Source organism: Lysinibacillus sp. BNK-21 (assembly GCF_048684915.1).
In the GTDB taxonomy this organism is placed as follows: domain Bacteria; phylum Bacillota; class Bacilli; order Bacillales_A; family Planococcaceae; genus Lysinibacillus; species Lysinibacillus capsici.
Map to the genome: position 1 here is coordinate 4725351 of NZ_JBLQTS010000001.1, position 22262 is coordinate 4747612.

Consider the following 22262-nt stretch of genomic DNA (forward strand, 5'->3'; position numbering starts at 1 on the left):
CTAATTTGGGAAGGAGGTAAATGTAATGACAATGACTGATCCGATTGCAGATATGCTTACTCGCATTCGTAATGCGAACATGGTTCGTCACGAGAAGTTAGAAGTACCAGCTTCCAACGTGAAAAAAGAAATCGCTGAAATTTTAAAGCGTGAAGGTTTCGTACGTGACGTAGAATACGTGGAAGACAACAAACAAGGTATCATCCGTATTTTCTTAAAATATGGAAAAGATAACGAGCGCGTTATCACTGGCTTAAAACGTATTTCTAAACCTGGTTTACGTGTATATGCTAAAACAAATGAAGTACCTAAAGTATTGAACGGTCTAGGTATCGCTTTAGTGTCAACTTCACAAGGTTTATTAACAGATAAAGAAGCTCGCGCTAAACAAGTTGGCGGAGAAATTCTAGCATACGTTTGGTAATTAGCAATAAATGAATGGAGGTGCAGCTAAATGTCTCGTGTAGGTAAAAAAATTATCGAGGTACCTGCTAACGTAACTGTTACTGTTGATGCAAACAACACTGTTACTGTTAAAGGTCCTAAAGGCGAACTTGTTCGTTCTTTCCACCAAGATATGAAAATTGAGCAAGAGGGTAACGTAATCACTGTAGTACGTCCTTCTGATTCAAAAGAACACCGCACAAACCACGGTACTACTCGTGCGCTTCTTGCGAACATGGTTACTGGTGTTTCTGCAGGTTTCGAAAAAGCTTTAGAACTTATCGGTGTTGGTTACCGTGCGCAATTACAAGGTAATAAACTTGTACTTAACGTAGGTTACTCTCATCCAGTAGAGTTCACACCTGAAGATGGTCTACAAATTGAAGTTCCTTCAAACACAAAGATCATCGTTAAAGGTATCAGCAAAGAACGCGTTGGTGCTCTTGCATCTAACATCCGTGACGTTCGTCCACCAGAGCCTTATAAAGGTAAAGGTATTCGTTATGAAGGCGAATATGTTCGTCGTAAAGAAGGTAAAACAGGTAAATAATGCAGCTTAAGCATTAGAAAGGAGTGACCCTTGTGATTACGAAACAAGATAAAAATCAGGTTCGTAAAAAACGTCATGCTCGCGTTCGTTCTAAAATTTCGGGTACTGCTCAGCGTCCACGCTTAAACGTATTCCGTTCTAACAAGAACATTTACGCGCAACTTATCGATGACGTAGCAGGCGTAACAATTGTTAGCGCATCTTCTCAAGAAAATGGTTTCGAAGGTGCTGGTAGCAATGTTGACGCAGCAACTAAAGTCGGTGAAACAATCGCAAAACGCGCTGCGGAAAAAAATATTACTGCTGTAGTATTTGACCGTGGTGGTTACTTATATCATGGACGTGTTAAAGCTTTAGCTGAAGCTGCACGTGAGAACGGTTTAGAATTTTAATAAGAAGGAGGGACACATTTCATGAGTCGTATTGACGCAAACAAACTTGGAGAACTTGAAGAACGCGTAGTTACTATTAACCGCGTTGCTAAAGTTGTTAAAGGTGGACGTCGCTTCCGCTTCACAGCATTAGTTGTAGTTGGCGATAGAAACGGTCATGTAGGTTTCGGTACTGGTAAAGCTCAAGAGGTGCCAGATGCTATCCGCAAAGCTGTTGAAGATGCGAAGAAAAACTTAATCGAAGTGCCACGCGTAGGTGGAACAACTCCACACTTAGTGCAAGGTCGCTTTGGTGCAGGAGAAATCCTAATCAAACCTGCTGCTCCTGGTACAGGGGTTATCGCTGGTGGTCCAGTACGTGCTGTACTAGAACTTGCTGGTATTACTGATATTCTTTCAAAATCACTTGGATCTAACACACCAATCAACATGGTGCGTGCAACAATTCAAGGTTTAACTGAATTAAAACGCGTAGAGGACGTAGCTAAATTACGTGGTAAATCAGTGGAAGAACTATTAGGATAAGGGGGGAAAGATAATGGCTAACAAATTAGAAATCACCCTTACTAAATCTGTGATTGGTACTAAACCTGCACAACGCAAAACTGTTGAAGCTTTAGGTTTACGTAAATTACACCAAACTGTAGAGAAAGCTGATAACGCAGCTACTCGCGGTATGCTTGATAAAGTAGCTCACTTAGTTACTGTAAAAGAAATTTAATTTCCAATTATTGAACAAGGAGGTGCCACCCACTATGAAACTGCATGAGTTAAAACCAGCAGAAGGTTCTCGTAAGCAACGCAACCGCGTTGGTCGTGGTATCGGTTCTGGTAACGGTAAAACAGCAGGTAAAGGTCATAAAGGTCAAAACGCTCGTTCTGGTGGCGGTGTACGCCCAGGCTTTGAAGGCGGTCAGAACCCATTATTCCGTCGTTTACCAAAACGTGGCTTTACGAACATTAACCGTAAAGAATACGCGATCGTTAACCTTGATGCTTTAAACCGTTTCGAAGACGGTGCAGAGGTAACTGCTGCATTATTACTTGAAACTGGTCTAGTGAGCAATGAAAAAGCTGGAATTAAAGTTCTAGGCAACGGAACTCTTAATAAAAAGCTTACTGTCAAAGCTCATAAATTCTCAGCTTCAGCGAAAGAAGCAATCGAGAATGCCGGCGGAACTACTGAGGTGATTTAATGTTTCAGACAATCTCTAACTTTATGCGTGTTCGAGATATAAGAAATAAAATCATTTTCACACTTTTAATGTTAATCGTTTTTCGTATTGGAACTTTCATTCCAGTACCTAACGTTGACGCTAATGTATTAAAGGCAACTGATGAGTTTAACCTCGTTGGTTTCCTGAATACTTTTGGCGGTGGTGCTTTAAAGAACTTCTCCATCTTTGCAATGGGGATTATGCCTTACATCACAGCCTCAATTATTGTTCAGTTATTGCAAATGGACGTAGTACCGAAGTTTGCTGAGTGGGCAAAGCAAGGTGAAGTCGGAAGACGTAAACTTGCGCAATTTACACGCTACTTTACTATTATTCTTGCTTTTATTCAATCATTCGCGATGTCATTTGGTTTTAATAGAATGTATGGCGGGTCATTGATTAAGGAAGAAGGAGTTTTAACATATGTTATAATCTCTATTGTATTAACAGCGGGTACAGCATTCCTAGTATGGCTTGCTGATCAAATTACTGCGCATGGCGTTGGTAATGGTATTTCTGTTGTAATCTTCGCAGGTATCGTTGCGGCATTACCTACAGGTATCAACCAAATCTATGCACAACAAATAGAGGGTGCGGGTGATAAGCTATTTATCAACCTAATTATCCTTGGTCTACTTGTTTTAATCTTGCTTGCGGTTGTTATTGGAGTTATCTACGTGCAACAAGCACTACGTAAAATTCCAATTCAATATGCAAAACGAGTTACTGGGCGAAATCAACAAACTGGTGGTCAACAAACTCATTTACCGTTAAAAGTAAATGCTGCAGGGGTTATTCCTGTAATCTTTGCTTCAGCGTTTCTGATGACACCTCGTACGTTAGTTCCGTTCTTCGGTGAAAATAATGTTACTACTTTCATTAATAACACGTTTGATCATACAAAACCTGTTGGAATGATTATTTATGTGGCATTAATCATCGCATTCACATATTTCTATGCATTCGTACAAGTGAATCCAGAAAATGTGGCAGATAACTTGAAAAAGCAAGGTGCTTATATTCCAGGTATTCGTCCTGGTGAAAACACTCAAACGTATTTAACAAGCGTGTTATATCGTCTGACATTTGTCGGCGCGATTTTCTTAACTGTTATTTCAGTAATGCCGGTTATATTCATAAACTTTATGAATCTACCTGCCTCAGTGCAGATCGGTGGTACTAGTATTATTATCGTAGTCGGCGTAGCGCTCGAAACGATGAAGCAGCTAGAATCTCAACTTGTTAAACGTCACTACAAAGGCTTTATGAAATAATGTTGGTTTTTAGGGAACGTTCCATCGTTTCCTTTAATCAGCAAACCTTTTGTGGGAGGAATATTTCCTAATGAATATCGTTTTAATGGGTCTGCCAGGTGCTGGTAAAGGTACGCAGGCAGATAAAATTGTTGAGAAGTACGCAATTCCTCATATTTCTACAGGCGATATGTTCCGTGCTGCAATTAAAGAAGGTACTGAACTAGGCTTACAAGCTAAGTCGTTTATGGATCAAGGTGCACTTGTACCTGATGAAGTAACGATTGGTATTGTTCGTGAGCGACTGGCTAAACCTGATTGTGAAAAAGGATTCTTATTAGATGGTTTCCCACGTACTGTTCCTCAAGCTGAAGCCTTAGATAGCATTCTTGCTGACCTAGGTAAAGCTATTGAGCATACATTAAACATTCAAGTTGAAAAGGATGAGTTAATTGCTCGTCTTTCAGGTAGACGTATTTGTAAAACTTGTGGTACATCCTATCATTTAATTTTCAATCCTCCTGCTGAGGAAGGGAAATGTGATAAAGATGGTGGCGAGCTTTATACACGTGCAGATGATAATCCTGAAACGGTTGCGAACCGTCTGGAAGTAAATATGAAACAAGCACAACCTCTACTTGATTTCTATCAAGCTAAAGGCGTGTTAACTAATATAGATGGACAGCAAGATATTAACAAAGTGTTTGCTGATCTTGATGCTCTATTACAGAGCAGCCGCAGCTGATACCCGGCTCCGGGCGCAGAGTACTGCTTCCGCGGGAGGCATGCGGGAGCAACAACGAAACATAATTTTTTTGAGAGTTGCAAAAGCATATTGTGCCCGGTATATATTTCTTCTTAAAAGTGCAACATACCTTTTGGAGGAGTATAATGGGTTTCGTGGAAGCATCTGTGTAACGGGTATGAATATCTCATCCAAGACATTCCGGTATTCGTGTAAACATGGGAGATTCAGTGCCCTTACTGGTTCTGTATATTCCGTGGATTGTGTGAAGCGAAACCAGACGAGCGTCTTTCAAACATCTCTCATACAATCCAAACATATGTTGAAACGAGGTTGCTTCTAAAGTTGCAGCAGATATCCGTTTGATGTAACGATGAGAACTTTAATTTGCATATAGAGAGGAGACAGAGTAGATGGCGAAAGATGATGTAATTGAAGTCGAAGGGACAGTTGTTGAGACTTTGCCAAACGCGATGTTTAAGGTAGAATTAGAAAATGGACATGTGATTCTAGCACACGTATCTGGTAAGATTCGTATGCACTTTATCCGTATTCTACCTGGAGATAAGGTTACTATTGAGTTATCTCCTTATGATTTAACTCGCGGTCGTATCACATACCGTTTTAAATAATCTTTTGCGCTCCGGACTACTAAGGAGGTTAGGTTAGATGAAAGTGAGACCATCTGTGAAACCGATCTGCGAAAAATGTAAAGTAATTCGCCGACGCGGTAAAGTAATGGTAATCTGTGAAAATCCTAAACATAAACAAAAACAAGGTTAATTCTAAAGGAGGTGCACAACGTACATGGCACGTATTGCTGGTGTTGATATTCCTCGCGACAAACGCGTGGTAATTTCATTAACGTACATTTTCGGTATTGGTAAAACTACAGCTCAGAAAGTACTAGCTGATGCAGGTATTTCAGAAGATACACGCGTACGCGACTTAACTGAAGATGAGTTAAACAAAATCCGTGAACAATTAGATTCATACAAACTTGAAGGTGACTTACGTCGCGAAACTTCATTAAATATTAAACGTCTGATGGAAATCGGTTCATTCCGTGGTATCCGTCACCGTCGTGGCTTACCTGTTCGTGGTCAAAATACGAAGAACAATGCGCGTACGCGTAAAGGTCCTCGTAAAACAGTTGCGAACAAGAAAAAATAATTGGTAAAGGAGGTTCCTTCTTAACATGGCTCGTAAACAACAAACTCGTAAACGTCGTGTGAAAAAGAATATCGAATCTGGTATCGCACACATTCGTTCTACATTTAACAATACAATCGTAACGATTACAGATATGCAAGGTAACGCTGTATCTTGGTCAAGTGCTGGTGCTCTTGGTTTCCGTGGTTCACGTAAATCTACACCATTCGCTGCTCAAATGGCTGCAGAAACTGCTGCTAAAACATCCCTTGAACATGGTCTGAAAACGTTGGAAGTAACTGTTAAAGGTCCTGGTGCTGGTCGTGAAGCTGCTATTCGTGCACTTCAAGCTGCTGGTTTAGAAGTAACTGCTATTAAAGACGTTACTCCAGTTCCTCATAATGGTTGCCGTCCGCCAAAACGTCGTCGCGTGTAATGGGTGCGTCTCATATTGTATGAGAACATCATTTTTTGTACAGACTGTCTTGTGCAGATAATAAACGATACGTCATTGACGATCGAATCTATGATGGAAAGAACCTATACATTCGATGTTTTGAAGGAGGGTAAATAAAATGATCGAAATTGAAAAACCAAAGATTGAAACGGTGGAGATCAGCGAAGATTCCAAATATGGAAAGTTTGTTGTAGAACCGCTTGAACGCGGATATGGAAACACTTTGGGTAATTCTTTACGTCGTATCCTTCTGTCTTCATTACCAGGAGCTGCTGTCACTTCAATTCAAATTGATGGTGTTCTTCACGAATTCTCAACTGTAGAAGGCGTAGTAGAAGATGTAGCTTCAATCATTTTGAACGTGAAAAAACTAGCTCTTAAAATCTACTCTGACGAAGAAAAAGTTATTGAGATTGATGTTAAAGGCGATGGTACAGTTACGGCTGCTGACATTACACATGACAGTGACGTAGAAATTTTAAACCCAGATCTATATATTGCAACAATCGCTAAAAACGGTCATTTACGTATGCGTATGTATGCACAACGCGGCCGTGGTTACACTCCTGCTGATCAAAACAAACGTGAGGATCTTCCTATCGGCGTGATCCCGATCGACTCTATTTACACTCCAGTATCACGCGTCAATTTCCAAGTGGAAAATACTCGTGTTGGTCAGTCTTCTGACTACGACAAACTTTCTCTTGATGTGTGGACAGATGGCAGCATCGGTCCGAAAGAGGCGATTTCGCTCGGAGCAAAAATTTTAACCGAGCATCTTAACATCTTCGTTGGCATGACAGATGAGGCACAAACTGCTGAAATCATGGTCGAAAAAGAAGAAGATCAAAAAGAAAAAGTTTTAGAGATGACTATCGAAGAGCTTGATCTTTCTGTTCGTTCTTATAACTGTTTAAAACGCGCTGGTATTAATACAGTACTAGAACTTGCGAATAAATCAGAAGACGACATGATGAAAGTTCGTAACCTTGGACGCAAGTCATTAGAAGAAGTAAAAGCGAAGTTAGAAGAGCTTGGTTTAGGATTACGCAAAGAAGACTAAGCGATTTAAACACAACTAACAAGATCAGATTTTTTTCTATAAAGGAGGGAAACATCCATGGGTTACAGAAAACTTGGTCGTACAAGTTCTCAACGTAAAGCGATGTTACGTGACTTAGCTACTGATTTAATCATCAACGAGCGTATCGAAACTACTGAGGCTCGCGCTAAAGAAGTACGTAAAGCTGTTGAAAAAATGATTACTTTAGGTAAACGCGGAGATTTACATGCACGCCGTCAAGCTGCTGCATTTATCCGTCGTGAACTAGTAACAACGACTGATGCAGAAGGTAACGAATCAACATCATTTGCACTTCAAAAGTTATTTGATGATGTTGCACCACGTTATGCTGAGCGTCAAGGTGGTTACACTCGTATTCTTAAAGTAGGTCCTCGTCGTGGCGACGGTGCACCTGTTGTTGTGATTGAACTAGTTTAATCATAAGAGAAAACTTGTGGTGAAGAGGGTGGGAATCACCACCCTCTTTCTTTATAAATGATTTATACGACAAATAATTAAGCTGAGCGTTATGATGAGCGGACACTTATTAGTGTGGCGTCTCGTTTAGCTCTCCGCACCTCATTCAGGAGAAATAAGGGCTTGAGCACCCATATTTCTTGTAAATGTAACGACTAGCGCATTTCTATCGAATGAGGTGCGCGCTTTTTTATTAGATTAGATGGCGCCAATTTGTGGTGCTTTTTTTAATATATGGGTGTTATTTTGTTATTTATTAAACCAATATCAATTTGAGTTGTTATTGTAGTATTTTTCTTTTATCGACATACGGATTGTAGTAGAATTCATACATAAAAAAGTGTAAGTTAATTAGTAGAGCTGAGCGTAGGGAGAGGAGTTCTAGATATGCCTGAAATTTTATCTTTAAATAATGTAACTTTTTCATATACACCAGAAAATCCAAATAGTCGTAATGCTGTTGAAAATGTTAGCTTTGCTGTGGAAGAAGGTGAGTGGATTGCTATAGTAGGACATAATGGTTCTGGTAAGTCCACTATTGCCAAGCTGATGAATGGTTTATTGTTTCCTCAACAGGGAGATGTACGAATATTGCGAGAACCCTTGAATGAAGAAAATCTTTGGGAATCTCGCTCTTTAATGGGAATGGTCTTTCAAAACCCTGACAATCAATTCGTTGGAGCAACGGTACAGGATGATGTAGCATTTGCCTTGGAAAACAACGGTATCCCCTTTGAAGAAATGGTAAAACGTGTACATGCGGCACTCGAACAGGTAAAAATGAGTCAGTTTTTAGACCATGAGCCACATCATTTATCTGGTGGACAAAAACAGCGTGTAGCCATTGCTGGGGCACTTGCATTAAAGCCGAAGCTTTTAATTTTAGATGAGGCTACATCCATGTTAGATCCTCAGGGGCGTGCAGAGGTGTTACAAACGGTTCAAACATTACGTGCAGAAACAGGATTAACAGTTTTATCTATTACCCATGATTTAGAAGAGGCAATGTTAGCGGATCGTGTTCTTTTTATGAATGATGGTAAGAAGTTTGCAGAAGGTACACCTGCTGAAATCTTTGCACTTGGGGACAAGCTAGTTGAATTTGGGCTAGATTTGCCATTTGCCTTGAAGTTATCAAAGCTATTGCAAAAGGAAGGTGTTCCATTAATGGGGCAACATATGACAGAAGAAGAGTTGGTGAATGATTTATGGACATCAAACTTCAACAAGTAAGCTATGCCTATGCACAAGGAACGCCCTTTGAAAAACGGGCATTATTCGATGTGGATTTTGACATTCCATCTCATACTTATCAAGCGATAATTGGCCATACCGGTTCTGGGAAATCAACGATTTTGCAGCATTTTAACGCGCTTCTAAGACCTACTTCAGGAGAAGTACATATAGGGGATCGTCTTATTGTAGCTGGGAAAAAAGCAAAGGATTTAAAAGCTGTAAGACAAAAGGTCGGCATTGTCTTTCAATTTCCAGAGCATCAACTATTTGAAGAAACCGTGTTGAAGGACATTATGTTTGGCCCAATGAACTTTGGTATATCGGAGGAGGAGGCTGAGGCTCGTGCAAGAGAACTTGTCTGCTTAGTCGGTTTGCCAGATAACGTTTTGGATAAATCACCGTTTGATTTATCAGGTGGTCAAATGCGTCGAGTAGCGATTGCAGGTGTTTTGGCGATGGACCCTGAGGTTATTGTCTTAGATGAGCCAACAGCAGGTCTTGATCCACGAGGTCAAAAGGAAATTATGGATATGTTTTATCAGCTCCATCAAGAACGTCATCTTACAACCATTCTAGTAACCCATAGCATGGAGGATGCCGCTCGATATGCAGATAATATTGTGATCATGCATGAAGGAAAGAATGTCTTAAGTGGATCACCACGAGATATTTTTAAAGATGTTGCAACATTAAAGAAATTCCGTTTAGAGCCACCACGTATTGTCCGCTTTCAGCAAAAGATTGAGCACATGATGGGGCATTCCTTGTCTAAGGTTTGCTTAACAGAGGAAGAGCTTGCTGCTGAAATTGCTCAAGCACTTAGAGAGGAGCGTGCAGAGTCATGATGGAAAAAATGATCTTTGGTCGCTTCTTACCTGGTGATTCACCTGTACACAAGCTTGATCCGCGGTCAAAGCTGATCTTTGTGTTCGCCTTTATTATAATTGTGTTTTTAGCCAATAATACCGTGACATATGCTCTGTTACTCGCATTCACGCTACTGATTGTATTAGTTTCGCGCATTCGTCTATATTTTTTAATAAATGGACTCAAACCAGTACTCTTTTTGATGGCCTTCACATTCCTTCTCCATATTTTCATGACGAAGGAAGGCGTCCCTGTGTTTGAATCAAAATTCATTACAATTTATGACGAAGGGATTAGGCGGGGAATATTTATCTCAACTCGTTTTCTAGTATTAGTATTTATGACGTCAATCTTAACGTTAACTACATCACCGATTTCCATTACAGATGGTATCGAGGTTCTACTGAATCCCTTAAAAGCAATAAAAGTACCCGTACATGAATTGGCTTTAATGATGTCCATCTCATTACGCTTTATTCCAACCTTAATGGATGAGACGGATAAAATTATGAAGGCACAAATGGCAAGAGGCTCTGATTTATCATCTGGGCCAATTAAGGACCGTATAAAGGCAGTAGTACCATTGCTTGTGCCTCTCTTTGTCAGTGCATTTAAACGGGCTGAGGATTTAGCAACAGCGATGGAAGTAAGAGGCTATCGTGGTGGTGAAGGACGCACTAGGTACCGTAGGTTAAAATGGGATATGGGGGACACATTTGCGATTGTGTTATTAGTAGCAATAGGCGTATTGCTATTCTTCTATAGAAGTTAAAGGAGTAGGCTATATGCGACGATTAAAAGTAATTATAAGCTATGATGGCACACTTTTTTCGGGCTATCAGGTGCAGCCAGGTGAACGCACAGTGCAGGCTGAGCTTGAGCGTGTTCTAGCTATTATGCATAAGGGAGTACAGGTTAAGGTAACCGCAAGTGGTCGTACAGATGCTAAAGTACATGCGACAGGGCAAACATTGCATTTCGACACACCACTTGCCATTTCAGCAGAAAAATATAGTAAGGCTTTGAATGTGCAACTGCCAAGAGATATTCGTGTATTATCGGTTGAGGAAGTGGCACATGACTTTCATGCGCGTTACGATGTGGCTGGAAAAAGATATCGCTATATTTGGTCTTGTGAGCCTATCCAAAGTCCATTCCGCAGATATTATACTGTGGAGACAAATGGGGTCAAACCTAACGTAGAGGCGATGCAAGAGGCAGCTAAGGCTATTATTGGTACACATGACTTTTCTTGTTTTTGCGCGGCGAATACAAGCGTGAAAGATAAAGTACGCACAGTAACATTGTTACAATTTGAATGGCATGGTGAAGAGCTACATATGGTGATTGAAGGGAATGGCTTCTTATATAATATGGTACGTATTATTGCAGGTACTCTTTGGGAGGTTGGGATAGGTCGACGTAAGATTGACAATGTGTCCCATGTAGTTGCTTCAGGTAATCGTGATAAGGCGGGGAAAACCGCTCCACCACAAGGGCTATACTTAGAAAAAGTGTTCTATTAGTGGCGTTCTACAATTCTGAACAACTTCACCAGGTGTTTAATGAAATTGCTTGACTTTAAAAGTCATTCATTATATGATAACAGATGGTATTTTCATTACCACCACAAATAAGCCCCGAAACTTATAGTGTAGTCTAATGAAAAATAACGGTAATCGAATCGATTAGGAGGATATATACATGCGTACAACATTCATGGCTAAAGGTCACGAAGTAGACCGTAAATGGTTAGTAGTTGATGCAGAAGGCCAAACTCTTGGACGTTTAGCTTCTGAAGTAGCTGCAATCTTACGTGGTAAACATAAACCAACATTCACACCAAACGTTGACACAGGTGATCACGTAATCATCATCAACGCTGACAAAATCCATTTAACTGGTAACAAATTAGAGGGTAAATTATACCGTCACCACACTCAATTTGCGGGTGGTTTAAAAACACGTACTGCTGGTGAAATGCTAGATAAGTACCCAACAAGAATGATCGAATTAGCAGTTAAAGGAATGCTTCCTAAAAACTCTTTAGGTCGCAAAATGTTCACTAAACTTAATGTTTACACTGGAACAGAGCATCCACATGCTGCACAAAAACCAGAAGCATACGAGCTTCGCGGATAATATAAATTAAGAGGAGGATATTACTTTGGCACAAGTTCAATACATCGGCACTGGTCGCCGTAAAAGCTCTGTAGCTCGCGTACGTTTAGTACCAGGTACAGGTAAAATTGTTATCAACAAACGTGAAATCGAAGAATACGTACCATTCGCTGCATTACGCGAAGTAATTAAACAACCATTAGTAGCTACTGAAACTACAGGAAGCTATGATATCCACGTAAACGTTAACGGTGGTGGATACACTGGTCAAGCTGGTGCTGTTCGTCACGGTATCGCTCGTGCTCTACTTCAAGTAGACCCAGATTTCCGTGCTGCATTAAAATCAGCTGGATTACTTACTCGTGATTCACGCATGAAAGAACGTAAAAAACCAGGTCTACGCGGCGCTCGTCGTGCACCTCAGTTCTCAAAACGTTAATATCGTTGTTATATCAACGATTTCAAGCTCTTCTCAGGTTTACCTGAGAGGAGCTTTTTTTTACGTCGATAACAAAAACAATATGATTTGTTCAGAATTTGTTTAACAGCCCTATGATAGGATGCCTAAGAGGACTAATGAAATACAGGTGAAAGTCATATTGAATAATGGATTTCATTCTAACTAACTGATAGTTTGATGTTATATATAATTGTGTTCAAGTAGGGGAGGGGTGATAGTGAAAAAAAATATTAGCATTACTTTGGCCATTATCATGCTATTTATTATCGTATACTTTATTGGCAATGGAGAGTATTTTGTTAGTAGTAGTCAGCCGATTGCGCTGAATGGGATCGTTACGATTGAAGAAAAAGAACTACAAGAAAAGACTATTTTAAAACTAGATGGAGAATGGTCTTTCTATCCAAATATCTTAATAGCATCAAGCGATTCATTCGACGCGTACGAGAGCGAGAAAATACCAATTGAGGTGCCAGCTACTTGGAATAGCTTTGTAGAACCAAATGAGGAAGGGCCTACTGTAGGAACGTATCATGTTAAGATAAATGTACCAGTTGAAGGGGAATATGGATTATACATTCGTTCAATTCGTCAATCTAACCGTGTATTCATAAATGGAAAAGATGTAGGTAGTAAGGGGAATCCGAGTGAAACCTTAAAGGACTTTAAGTTCGAAAATGATGATAAATATACGGTGTTTGCACCAAGTGAGAATCTAATGCTTGATATAGTAATTCATGTGGGGAATTATAATTATCCAAAAGCTGGTATTACTTTTCCTATTGAGTTTGGAACAAAGGAAGCTATTCAAAGAGATTTTAGCATGAAAATTTTAGCAGAATCGTTTGTATGTATTGGTTATATTGTATTCGGTGCAATTTATATTATATCGTATAGTCAAAATCGGAAGCGTAAAGAAGAATTGTTTTTGGGGTTATTCACTATATTATTCGGACTGTACATGTCGTTTACAAATGAAAAAATATTTTTCCCTATTTTTCCACATTTAACTATAAATGAACAAGTACGTTTACAATTAGGGATTTTACCACTTGTTGATGTTTGTTTAGCATTATTTCTCTATTATTTGTATCCGGAGTTTATGAGGAAAAAAGCGATTTATATTATTAGTATTTTGTTAGGTTTACTTTTTTTTATCTATGGGATTTACAACCCGATGACAAAAAATAGTATGATTATACCAATAGAAAATCTAGTTCTTTCCCAAATAATCTTTGCAGTAATTTTTATTCCAGTTGGGCTTTATAATGTGTTTGTGCTATTACGTGTGCTTATGAAAGGTGTAGATGGCTCACGTTATATTCTAATTCTTTTAGTATCTCTTACTTGTTATACTTTTTTAATGGTAATGTATTACATTTTTGATATACCTATGGTTTATAGTGAACAATTATTGTTTATTTTTACACTCTATAGTTTTGCATCTCTGCTTAGCTTCCGAGCAAATACTTCTTTTAAGGAAGTTCAAGCGTTATCGGAAGAGCTTTTGATGCATAATCAAATGAAGGATGAGTTTTTATTGAAAACGTCTCATGAATTACGTACGCCTTTAAATGGTATTTTAAATATATCCAAATCATTAATGGAAGGTATACAAGGACCTTTAAAGCGTGAGCAACAAGAAAATGTCATTTTAATACATAATGTCGCGCAACGTTTAGGTTATTTAGTAGAGGATTTATTGATTTCTTCGAATCATATGACCGGAGAAGTTCGTGTTATCCCTCGTGTTGTTCCGATAAGCGTAATTGATGAAGTAATTGAGGAAATTCGTAGTTTAATGTCGAGTGATACATCCATAAGGTTAATGAGTGCAGTAGATTCTAATTTACCCCATATGTATACAGATGAATTACGATTGAAACAAGTGCTTTATAATTTACTCTATAATGCTCTGCAACATACAAAAAATGGGCAAATTACAGTCTTAGCTAGTGTACGTAATGATTATATGGAAATACAAGTAAGCGATACTGGAATTGGTATACCATCACAAGACTTAGATCGAATTTTTAATTCCTTTTATCAAGTAAAGAAAGGTAAAAAAAGTGGGGGACTTGGGTTAGGATTAAGTATCTCAAAAAATATAGTAGAACAGTTAAATGGGGAAATTCATGTAACAAGTACATTAGGTGTTGGAACAATTTTTACTTTTACGGTGCCACTTGCCACACTCGAAAAACTAGATATTGAAACACAACAACAGATAGGCAATCGAGCAGATAATACTATACTACAGCTAGATTTACCATTACTGCATAAAGGTAATGACAAAGCCATACTCATTGTTGATGATGATCATGTGAATATAAAAGTACTAGTGGACGCATTAATTCAAAAAGGCTATACCGTTATTGGAGTAGATAATGGGTTTGATGCGATGGATTATATAAAGAAACATAAAGTAGATTGTATGTTAGTAGATTTAATGATGAATGGTATGTCAGGCTATGAATTATGCAAACAAGTACGAAAGCAATACGATATGTTGGAATTACCGATTATAGTTTTAACAGCAATTATGCAGCATTCGGATTTAGTGTTATCTTTACAAGTTGGGGCAAATGATTATCTGCAAAAACCGATTGCGATGGATGAATTACTAGTGCGTATTCAATCATTACTAGCAGTTCGACAATCTTCCATTGATGCGATTGAAGATGAAATGAATTATTTATATGCGCAAGTAACTCCTCATTTTGTCTACAATACACTTAACACTATTATCGGCTTAAGCTATACAAATATAGAGAATACACGAGAGGCGTTATACAGTTTAGCCACCTATTTCCGTGCCAAGCTAAATGTCCATTATCGTAACAGCATGGTTTCAATAGAAGATGAAATAGATCTTGTAAAAGCATATCTCTATATTGAAAAAATGCGCTTTGGTGATCGTCTTATAGTTGCGTATGATATTGATGAGTCCATTCAATCTTTGATTCCAGCATTATCAATTCAGCCTATAGTTGAAAATGCAGTTTTTCACGGGATTTCGAAGAAAAAAGAAGGTGGTACTATTGAGGTGAGTGTGCAACGAGAAGGTCAATTGATACGTATTAAAATTTATGATAATGGGGTCGGTATCTCAGAAGAAAAGTTGCAACGATTAGTAAATGAAGAAAACTCACGTATTGGATTTACGAATCCTTTGAAAAAATTTAAGCTTATGAGAAATGCCAGTTTTCGTATATATAGTGAAGAAGGTATAGGAACTACTGTTATTATTCTATTGCCAGAAGAGAATTCGTAACCTTTACAAATGGCGTACCGTTTAAAGATGATTTGGTCTTTACTGAGTCAGAGGCTGACAAAAAGACTCTTTCTACTTTCGAGGAAAGAGTCTTTTTGTCATTCCATCATAAAAGGCAATCTGTGAAGTAACCCAAAGATTGCTTAACGTTATTTCTTTTGAAATTGCAGGTGAAATTGATGCAACAGGTAAGCTAATTCCGAAGTGAGGCCATCTAGAAAAGTATATGATCATATCTCCTATAGTGTTAACTGTTATTTCGTTCGGGTACAGCTTCTTTTAAAATTTGCTCAATCTCATAAAAGCCTAGTTTTTTTGCATGCTGCAATGGTGTGACACCATCTTGATCTCCAATAGTTATATCAGCACCATGATCCACCAATAATTGCACAATTTCTTGATGTTTCTCCCCACCATTGCCTAATATGACTGCCTCCAATAGAGCTGTCCAATGCAAATTATTAATGTGATTGACATGAATGTCCGAGTGATTAAGTAGCTCTCGGACCACCTCAACATGTCCACGTTCGGATGCAGGGATGATGGCAATTCCACCAAAGCGATTAGTTAGCTTTGTATCTGCCCCTGCAGATATGGCAAGTTTAACGATTTCTAAATAGCCTGATGCCCCTGCATGTAAAAGTACGTTCTCAAGGTTATTATCTCTAATATTAATATCAGCACCATGTTGAATGAGCACCTTCACAGTATCCACCTGGTTATTATAAGTGGCAGCTAAGACAGGGGTTCTTCCATTCTGATCCGTTGTATTAATATTGATGCCTTTTTGCAGAAGTGCTAATACTTTATCAATATCACCGTTCGCTGCTGAAAGTATTAATTGATCATTCATTTTTCCACCCTCTTTTCTTTGGTTAAAACAGCCAAATGACTAATGGTATATCACTGTAGCCTACTTTTCCGTTTATAAAAATATGGTAACATGTTGCGAATTATACGAGTAATATTAAAAAGATATGCTAGGCTTAGCTTTTTCCTATAATAAATAATGTTGAAGTACTCGTTTGTGAGAAATGTCGATCACCCATAAATTAAGTATATGTAGAAAAAAATAAATAGTTTTTTACATAAACCTCACTATTAGTGTACAGATTTAATATATATTAAAAATATTTTCGTATAAGTTTATGTTTTTTTTAGAAATTATTTAGGGGGAGTTTAACATTCCACTTTAATATAGTTTTTAGAAGGTACAACAAACCTTTCATTTTTAAAAATTGTCATTATGGGTTTGATGTAACTCAAAATATAAACTAACCGATGGAGGTAAGTAGGTATGAAAAAAATATTAATAGTATCTGTTGCTGCTATTGCATTACTGGCAGCATGTCAAGATAAGGAGCCTGCAAAAGGCAATAAGACAAGTAGTGATGAAGTTAAAACAGAAAGTACTGTAACAGAAAATACTGCCAAAGAGCAATTAACAAAGGGACAAGAAATGGCTAATGTTCTAAGTGGTACAAATTGGCAAGGTACAAAGGTTTATGATCAAGATCACAATGATTTAACGGCGGAGAACGCAAACTTCATTGGCTTAGCAAAATATGATGCCCAGACAGGTCATTATGAATTCTTTGACGCGGCTACAGGTAAAAGCCGTGAGGATAAAGGGACATTCTTTATCACAAATGATGGGAAACAAAGAATATTAATTTCCGAATCAAAAAACTACCAAGCAGTTGTCGAGATCACTGAGCTAAACGATAGTATCTTTACTTATAAGAGAATGGGTAAAGATGCTGCGGGCAATGATGTAGAAATATTCGTGGAACATATTCCATATAAAGAAAAAGAACTGGCATTTACTGATTCCGATAAAACGTTAGATGCTTCTACAGGTGAAATTGTTACAGACGTTGACGGAGATAAAATTCTCGCTGATACACTATGGCATGGAACAGTTGTGTTAGATGAAGCGGGTAATGATGTAACAGAATTCAATTCAAATTTCATTAGCATTGCAAAGTATGATGCAAATACAAATAAATATGAGTTCTTTAATCCTGAAACAGGTGAAAGTCGTGGAGACTATGGTTACTTTAATGTCATTCATGATAATAAAATAAGAGCGCATGTTTCTGTCGGTGATAATAAGTATGGTGTAGCTCTTGAAATTACAGAAATCAACGATAAGAAGTTCACGTATAAACGAACAGGTAAAGACAAAGATGGCAATGATATAACTGTATTTGTAGAGCATGAGCCATATACAGGTGAATTCAAACCTACTTTTACAAACCAATAAAATTCTTCCTCCCTTAATATAGAAGAAATTAAAACTCTCAAGTTTGTGACTTGGGAGTTTTTTTTACTTTCTGGCATAGTTCATCCACTAATTTCGTACACTAAATGTAAAAGGGTGGTGTATATGGGTGAAGCGCTGGCTTGCACTAGGAGTAATTATGCTTATGAGTATAGTGGTCGTGGCATATGAAACAAATGCTTCGGACCGTAACTTCTTCTTACCGGACCCACTTGGTGGCATAAAAATTGTCATTGATGCAGGGCATGGTGGTGAGGACGGAGGAGCTTCAAAGGGCGAAGTGATTGAAAAGGATATTACACTTGCAATTGCTCAGCATGTAGAGAAGCAATTAAAGAAAAAAGGCGCAACGGTTATAATGACACGAACAAAAAATGGTGATGTAATCGATGAGCATGCGCCATCAGAAAAATATGGAACAATGAGAGAACGGAAAAAGCAAGATATCTTCCTAAGAAAGGATATCGTGGAAAAGGAAAAGCCTGATGTATTTATAACTATTCATGCAAATGCCATTCCTGAAACAAAATGGCGTGGCGCACAGGTATTTTACCATAAGGAAGGACATGCTGATGGAGAGATTCTTGCCAAGAGTATTCAACAATCCATTCGCACTAATTTAAAAAATACAGAACGTGAAGCATTGTCTATTAAGCAAATCTATTTATTGAAGAAAGCGGAAGTACCTGCAGCTTTAGTGGAGACTGGTTTTATTAGTAATGATGAGGAACGAGCATTATTAGTGGACAAAAACTATCAAGAAAAAATGGCAGATGCCATAGTTGAAGGTATAGAAGACTATTTATTAGCCAAAATTGAGTAGAGCAACATCTACAACGTAAATCAAATCATTATGATATACTAATATTGAGACAATATAAGGGGAGTGTTCGTCGTGATTACTGAACAACAAGTACGAGAAATACTGGGACAACTACAAGATCCATTTTTACATAAATCGCTTGCAGAAACAGATGGTATTACGAACGTAGCAATAAAAGAAGAAAAAAATCATGTCAGTGTAAAAATTGCCATTGCTAAACTGAATACACCGGAACAATTACAACTACAAATGAAAGTTGTTGAGGTGTTGAAAGAAGCAGGTGTAAACACTGTTGGTATTCGTTTTGAAGAACTATCAACAGAAAAATTGCAAAGCTTCCGTGGTACAGCAACAGAGTCGGAAGCACAAGATATTTTATCTCCATTAAGCACAGTCCAAGTAATTTCAATTGCTTCTGGTAAAGGTGGAGTTGGTAAATCGACAGTATCAGTAAACTTAGCTGTTGCTTTAGCTCGTCTAGGAAAGAAAGTCGGCTTAATTGACGCAGATATTTATGGATTTAGTGTACCTGATATGATGGGTGTAACGGATATGCCTAAGGTAGTCGATAATCGTATTTTCCCAGTAGATCGCTTTGGGGTAAAAATGATTTCAATGGGCTTCTTTGTAGAAAATAACGCACCGATCGTATGGCGCGGACCAATGCTTGGTAAAGTATTAGATCAATTCTTCCGTGATGTTGAGTGGGGTGAATTAGATTATCTATTATTAGATTTACCTCCTGGCACAGGTGACGTTGCATTAGATATCCATCAAATGTTGCCATCATCAAAAGAAATTGTTGTAACAACTCCACACCCAACAGCAGCATTTGTTGCAGCTCGTGCAGGGGCAATGGCGCTTCAAACAGACCATGAAATTTTAGGAGTTATCGAAAACATGGCTTGGTTTGAATCTAAATCAGGTGACCGAGAATTTGTTTTTGGGCAAGGAGGAGGACCAAAGCTAGCTGACGAACTACGTACAGAGTTGCTTGGACAAATCCCGCTTGGGCAACCAGATTGGACAGATGAAGATTTTGCTCCTTCTGTATACGCTGAAAAACATACAACAGGACAAATTTATTTAGACATCGCGACGAAAATCATCGATAAATTAAATAAATAATAAAAAACGGATTTCCACCAGTTTTATGGGGAAATCCGTTTTTACATTACCAAGGTTACTCGGTACTTTTTTGTCCCTTATCCGATCCGCCACCACTATCGCCACTCGCTTCTTTCTTATCGCCACTTCCTGATGAACCTGTTTCGCCACTTTTCTTAATAAGTTCCTGCCATTTAGATTGCATTAAAGGGCTTTCGATCGTTTCCTTTACAACTTCCTCCATTTGCTTGCGCATATTGGATGATTTAAGGATAGTCTCCAACTGCTTTTGCATATCGGGTTGCCCGAAAAATGCCTCCATATCCTTTTGGAAAGTCGGATCTTTTATTAAGTTCTTCATAATATCCTGTTGCTGTTTTTGCATACTTTTCGCAACAGTTTCTTTAAACTTTGGATCTTCAAAGGTTTTTTTCCAAAAGTCTTCTGCTTCCTTGGAAAGTAAAGTTTCCTCGGTAGCTTTTTTCACTTCATCATGCTCTAAAATCAAGAGCTCACGGAAACTCGGCTCTTCTAAAAGCTGTCGCAATGCCTTTTTACCATCCTCTGTTTGTAAAGAGTCAATCATGATTTTTTTTATTTCATCATAGGACATGGTAGAGGTTTTATCTTGTGAACAGGCAGAAAGAAAAAGCATTAGAATCAGTAATAAGGTGAATTTTCGCATCGACAATCAGTCCTTTCTCTAGATAGACTCTTTCAATTATTGTTCACATTTCTCAGGACTTTATGTATTGGTTAGGATGAGAAATAGCTTTTTTAACAAGGCATTGATAAAATAAGGACAGATATATTGAGAAATTGGGGGACTTTTAGTTGTGACGATACGAAATTGGGCAAAGTTTTTCTTCTTTGCAATGCTCGTTGGTGGTGGAGTCAACGGAGTTTTTAGTTTATTTATTCGCTGGGAATTCTTCCAACCATACATAGCAAACGGTCAATGGGGTGAGTTTTTCGCTGGACTTTTATGGATGGTTTTCTTAGGGTTTACAATGAGTGTTATAGCGCAAGCTGGCTTTTTTGCTTATTTAACACTTCATCAGGTAGGTGTTAATATTTTTAGAACACTGACATTATGGAATTGGGTACAGCTATTATTAATTGCCATAACGATTTTCGATATAATTTTCTTCCGCTTTATTCCTGGTGTGAAGGATGGGCAAAGCTGGTTGTTCTATGTAGGACTATTAATTGTCCTCATTTTTGGGGCAATAGCAACAGCTGTTCAAAAAGTAAAATTAACAGGGAAAAAACATGTAATGATTTCGGCACTATTCTTTATGATTGTCATTACAACGTTGGAATGGACAATTGCCTTGATGGGTCGCGATGAAAATATTAATGAGTATGTTGCGCTTTTATTATTCCCATTATTGGCGGTTAATGCGTATCAATTATTAGTATTACCTAAATATAATGCAAAATCTGATGAAGATCGTCAAAAATTAGAAGCACGTCGCCAAGCTCGTCGTGAACAGGCTAAAAACGCATAAGGAAAAAATTGCCTCGCTGTATTGGAGGCAATTTTTTTATGGCGCTTTTTTAGTTTGAACCTTATAACCAAATATATTTTCTTCAATCGACATAAACTTATGCTGTTGTATGAGAGTGTTAAGCTCTTTAAAGGATATTTGATTATTTTGATGGAGCGGGAAAAAGACAAAATCACCTTTTTGTAATTTCGGAGTTTTTTCACCTTGCCAAATAAGCGAAGGAGATAGTAAATTCATTTGTTGTTGGAATAAGGCTTTCTGTAAATCCTGTGAATATTGATGATTTCGGGTAGCAAACCATAAAGGTTTTTCTTTTAAATATTTTTCGTAAGTATCAATATCCTTTTGGATGAGTGCAATGTCAACGGGTTCTTCTACTGAATCATCCGGCCCAAGTAATCCTGTAGGCAATTTTCGTTGTTGGATAATTTTTAAATGATCGGGTGACCGTTTTATCCAACCAGCATCTAAAAGTAGAAGTGGATAAGGCTCTTTCAACGTTTGGAGCCATTCTAATAGAGAGTCATCAGAGAAAGAGATCTCTACAATAAGAGATGTGCCATAATGTCCTTTTGTGACCACTACTGGTGCATTCGCAATATTAAATACAGAAATCATCGTTGAATTTATAGGCTTTAAAAAGGCAAAGAGCATTACAATTAAAAGCAGCGAAATCAACGTTTTACGGACCATAATGATAACCTCGTTTCTAAAATTTAAAATAAAAAATGAATCTCTTTAAAAAAACTTATGATTTAGTGTTGACTTTCATGAATAATCGATGTTATTATGTATAAGTCGCCAAGAGGTGACAACGAAATAAAGAAAC

27 protein-coding genes and 2 pseudogenes are annotated in these 22262 nt (G+C 38.1%); 26 read left to right on the forward strand and 3 right to left on the reverse strand.

The window, feature by feature from the left end:
• Window positions 1–25: 25 nt before the first annotated feature.
• From rpsH to ACMGGO_RS23750, 22 genes and pseudogenes are all read left to right on the forward strand, one after another.
• On the forward strand, window positions 26–424 hold the full coding sequence (gene rpsH / locus ACMGGO_RS23645; RefSeq protein ID WP_004233658.1) for a 30S ribosomal protein S8: 399 nt from the start codon (window positions 26–28) through the stop codon (window positions 422–424).
• 30 nt (window positions 425–454) lie between these two features.
• Window positions 455–994 carry a 50S ribosomal protein L6 gene (gene rplF / locus ACMGGO_RS23650; RefSeq protein WP_004233660.1) on the forward strand — a complete coding sequence of 180 codons (540 nt, stop codon included), beginning with the start codon at window positions 455–457 and terminating at the stop codon, window positions 992–994.
• A gap of 32 nt (window positions 995–1026) precedes the next feature.
• Window positions 1027–1386, forward strand: a complete 360-nt coding sequence (rplR, locus tag ACMGGO_RS23655) for a 50S ribosomal protein L18 (RefSeq protein WP_004233662.1) — start codon at window positions 1027–1029, stop codon at window positions 1384–1386.
• 21 nt (window positions 1387–1407) lie between these two features.
• The gene (gene rpsE, locus ACMGGO_RS23660; RefSeq protein ID WP_004233664.1) at window positions 1408–1911 is read left to right on the forward strand and encodes a 30S ribosomal protein S5; all 504 of its coding nucleotides are present in this window, start codon (window positions 1408–1410) and stop codon (window positions 1909–1911) included.
• A 13-nt stretch (window positions 1912–1924) separates the two neighbouring features.
• On the forward strand, window positions 1925–2107 hold the full coding sequence (gene rpmD / locus ACMGGO_RS23665) for a 50S ribosomal protein L30 (protein ID WP_004233668.1): 183 nt from the start codon (window positions 1925–1927) through the stop codon (window positions 2105–2107).
• A gap of 34 nt (window positions 2108–2141) precedes the next feature.
• Complete coding sequence (gene rplO / locus ACMGGO_RS23670) at window positions 2142–2582, forward strand: 50S ribosomal protein L15 (RefSeq protein WP_004233670.1); 441 nt, start codon at window positions 2142–2144, stop codon at window positions 2580–2582.
• Window positions 2582–3877, forward strand: a complete 1296-nt coding sequence (gene secY, locus ACMGGO_RS23675; RefSeq protein WP_004233672.1) for a preprotein translocase subunit SecY — start codon at window positions 2582–2584, stop codon at window positions 3875–3877. Before rplO ends, secY begins: the two co-directional genes overlap by 1 nt.
• 70 nt (window positions 3878–3947) lie before the next feature.
• Window positions 3948–4601 carry an adenylate kinase gene (locus ACMGGO_RS23680; RefSeq protein WP_004233689.1) on the forward strand — a complete coding sequence of 218 codons (654 nt, stop codon included), beginning with the start codon at window positions 3948–3950 and terminating at the stop codon, window positions 4599–4601.
• Window positions 4602–4850: 249 nt separating this feature from the next.
• Window positions 4851–4928: pseudogene (locus ACMGGO_RS23685) on the forward strand (type I methionyl aminopeptidase); the annotation flags it as partial.
• A gap of 86 nt (window positions 4929–5014) precedes the next feature.
• Window positions 5015–5233, forward strand: a complete 219-nt coding sequence (gene infA / locus ACMGGO_RS23690; RefSeq protein ID WP_004233690.1) for a translation initiation factor IF-1 — start codon at window positions 5015–5017, stop codon at window positions 5231–5233.
• A gap of 37 nt (window positions 5234–5270) precedes the next feature.
• On the forward strand, window positions 5271–5384 hold the full coding sequence (gene rpmJ / locus ACMGGO_RS23695) for a 50S ribosomal protein L36 (RefSeq protein ID WP_000868344.1): 114 nt from the start codon (window positions 5271–5273) through the stop codon (window positions 5382–5384).
• Window positions 5385–5408: 24 nt separating this feature from the next.
• On the forward strand, window positions 5409–5774 hold the full coding sequence (rpsM, locus tag ACMGGO_RS23700) for a 30S ribosomal protein S13 (RefSeq protein WP_004233729.1): 366 nt from the start codon (window positions 5409–5411) through the stop codon (window positions 5772–5774).
• A 25-nt stretch (window positions 5775–5799) separates the two neighbouring features.
• Window positions 5800–6189, forward strand: coding sequence for a 30S ribosomal protein S11 (gene rpsK, locus ACMGGO_RS23705; RefSeq protein ID WP_004233731.1), 390 nt, complete (start codon window positions 5800–5802; stop codon window positions 6187–6189).
• 139 nt (window positions 6190–6328) lie between these two features.
• Entirely contained in the window at window positions 6329–7273 is a 945-nt protein-coding gene (locus ACMGGO_RS23710) for a DNA-directed RNA polymerase subunit alpha (protein WP_004233733.1), read from the forward strand.
• 57 nt (window positions 7274–7330) lie between these two features.
• Complete coding sequence (gene rplQ, locus ACMGGO_RS23715) at window positions 7331–7711, forward strand: 50S ribosomal protein L17 (RefSeq protein ID WP_008181938.1); 381 nt, start codon at window positions 7331–7333, stop codon at window positions 7709–7711.
• Between the two features lie 426 nt (window positions 7712–8137).
• On the forward strand, window positions 8138–8983 hold the full coding sequence (locus ACMGGO_RS23720) for an energy-coupling factor ABC transporter ATP-binding protein (protein WP_115673256.1): 846 nt from the start codon (window positions 8138–8140) through the stop codon (window positions 8981–8983).
• A complete protein-coding gene (locus tag ACMGGO_RS23725; protein WP_420282303.1) occupies window positions 8959–9831 on the forward strand; it encodes an energy-coupling factor ABC transporter ATP-binding protein in 873 nt (290 codons plus the stop codon). The genes ACMGGO_RS23720 and ACMGGO_RS23725 overlap by 25 nt, the downstream gene beginning before the upstream one ends.
• Complete coding sequence (locus ACMGGO_RS23730) at window positions 9828–10625, forward strand: energy-coupling factor transporter transmembrane component T family protein (RefSeq protein WP_420282304.1); 798 nt, start codon at window positions 9828–9830, stop codon at window positions 10623–10625. The genes ACMGGO_RS23725 and ACMGGO_RS23730 overlap by 4 nt, the downstream gene beginning before the upstream one ends.
• A 13-nt stretch (window positions 10626–10638) precedes the next feature.
• Entirely contained in the window at window positions 10639–11379 is a 741-nt protein-coding gene (truA, locus tag ACMGGO_RS23735; RefSeq protein ID WP_420282305.1) for a tRNA pseudouridine(38-40) synthase TruA, read from the forward strand.
• 178 nt (window positions 11380–11557) lie between these two features.
• Complete coding sequence (gene rplM / locus ACMGGO_RS23740; RefSeq protein WP_004233742.1) at window positions 11558–11995, forward strand: 50S ribosomal protein L13; 438 nt, start codon at window positions 11558–11560, stop codon at window positions 11993–11995.
• A gap of 25 nt (window positions 11996–12020) precedes the next feature.
• On the forward strand, window positions 12021–12413 hold the full coding sequence (gene rpsI, locus ACMGGO_RS23745; protein WP_004233744.1) for a 30S ribosomal protein S9: 393 nt from the start codon (window positions 12021–12023) through the stop codon (window positions 12411–12413).
• A gap of 238 nt (window positions 12414–12651) precedes the next feature.
• Window positions 12652–15708, forward strand: a complete 3057-nt coding sequence (locus ACMGGO_RS23750; RefSeq protein WP_420282306.1) for an ATP-binding protein — start codon at window positions 12652–12654, stop codon at window positions 15706–15708.
• Window positions 15709–15955: 247 nt separating this feature from the next.
• Here the strand turns inward: ACMGGO_RS23750 and ACMGGO_RS23755 are convergent, their stop codons facing one another.
• Window positions 15956–16561 carry an ankyrin repeat domain-containing protein gene (locus ACMGGO_RS23755; RefSeq protein WP_048395581.1) on the reverse strand — a complete coding sequence of 202 codons (606 nt, stop codon included), beginning with the start codon at window positions 16559–16561 and terminating at the stop codon, window positions 15956–15958.
• A gap of 585 nt (window positions 16562–17146) precedes the next feature.
• Here ACMGGO_RS23755 and ACMGGO_RS23760 point away from each other — a divergent pair.
• From ACMGGO_RS23760 to ACMGGO_RS23770, 3 genes and pseudogenes are all read left to right on the forward strand, one after another.
• Window positions 17147–17974, forward strand: a pseudogene (locus tag ACMGGO_RS23760) (DUF4822 domain-containing protein); the annotation flags it as partial.
• A 127-nt stretch (window positions 17975–18101) separates the two neighbouring features.
• Window positions 18102–18815, forward strand: coding sequence for an N-acetylmuramoyl-L-alanine amidase (locus ACMGGO_RS23765; RefSeq protein WP_420282307.1), 714 nt, complete (start codon window positions 18102–18104; stop codon window positions 18813–18815).
• Window positions 18816–18887: 72 nt separating this feature from the next.
• On the forward strand, window positions 18888–19943 hold the full coding sequence (locus ACMGGO_RS23770) for a P-loop NTPase (protein ID WP_004233758.1): 1056 nt from the start codon (window positions 18888–18890) through the stop codon (window positions 19941–19943).
• Between the two features lie 55 nt (window positions 19944–19998).
• On the opposite strand, the gene gerD is transcribed toward ACMGGO_RS23770, so the two are convergent.
• A complete protein-coding gene (gerD, locus tag ACMGGO_RS23775) occupies window positions 19999–20607 on the reverse strand; it encodes a spore germination lipoprotein GerD (protein WP_004233763.1) in 609 nt (202 codons plus the stop codon).
• Between the two features lie 151 nt (window positions 20608–20758).
• Between gerD and ACMGGO_RS23780 the strand changes: the two genes are divergently transcribed.
• Entirely contained in the window at window positions 20759–21433 is a 675-nt protein-coding gene (locus tag ACMGGO_RS23780) for a KinB-signaling pathway activation protein (RefSeq protein ID WP_112116879.1), read from the forward strand.
• 36 nt (window positions 21434–21469) lie between these two features.
• On the opposite strand, the gene ACMGGO_RS23785 is transcribed toward ACMGGO_RS23780, so the two are convergent.
• Window positions 21470–22126 (reverse strand): hypothetical protein, encoded by a 657-nt coding sequence (locus tag ACMGGO_RS23785; RefSeq protein WP_420282308.1) that lies wholly within the window; start codon window positions 22124–22126, stop codon window positions 21470–21472.
• Between the last annotated feature and the right edge of the window lie 136 nt (window positions 22127–22262).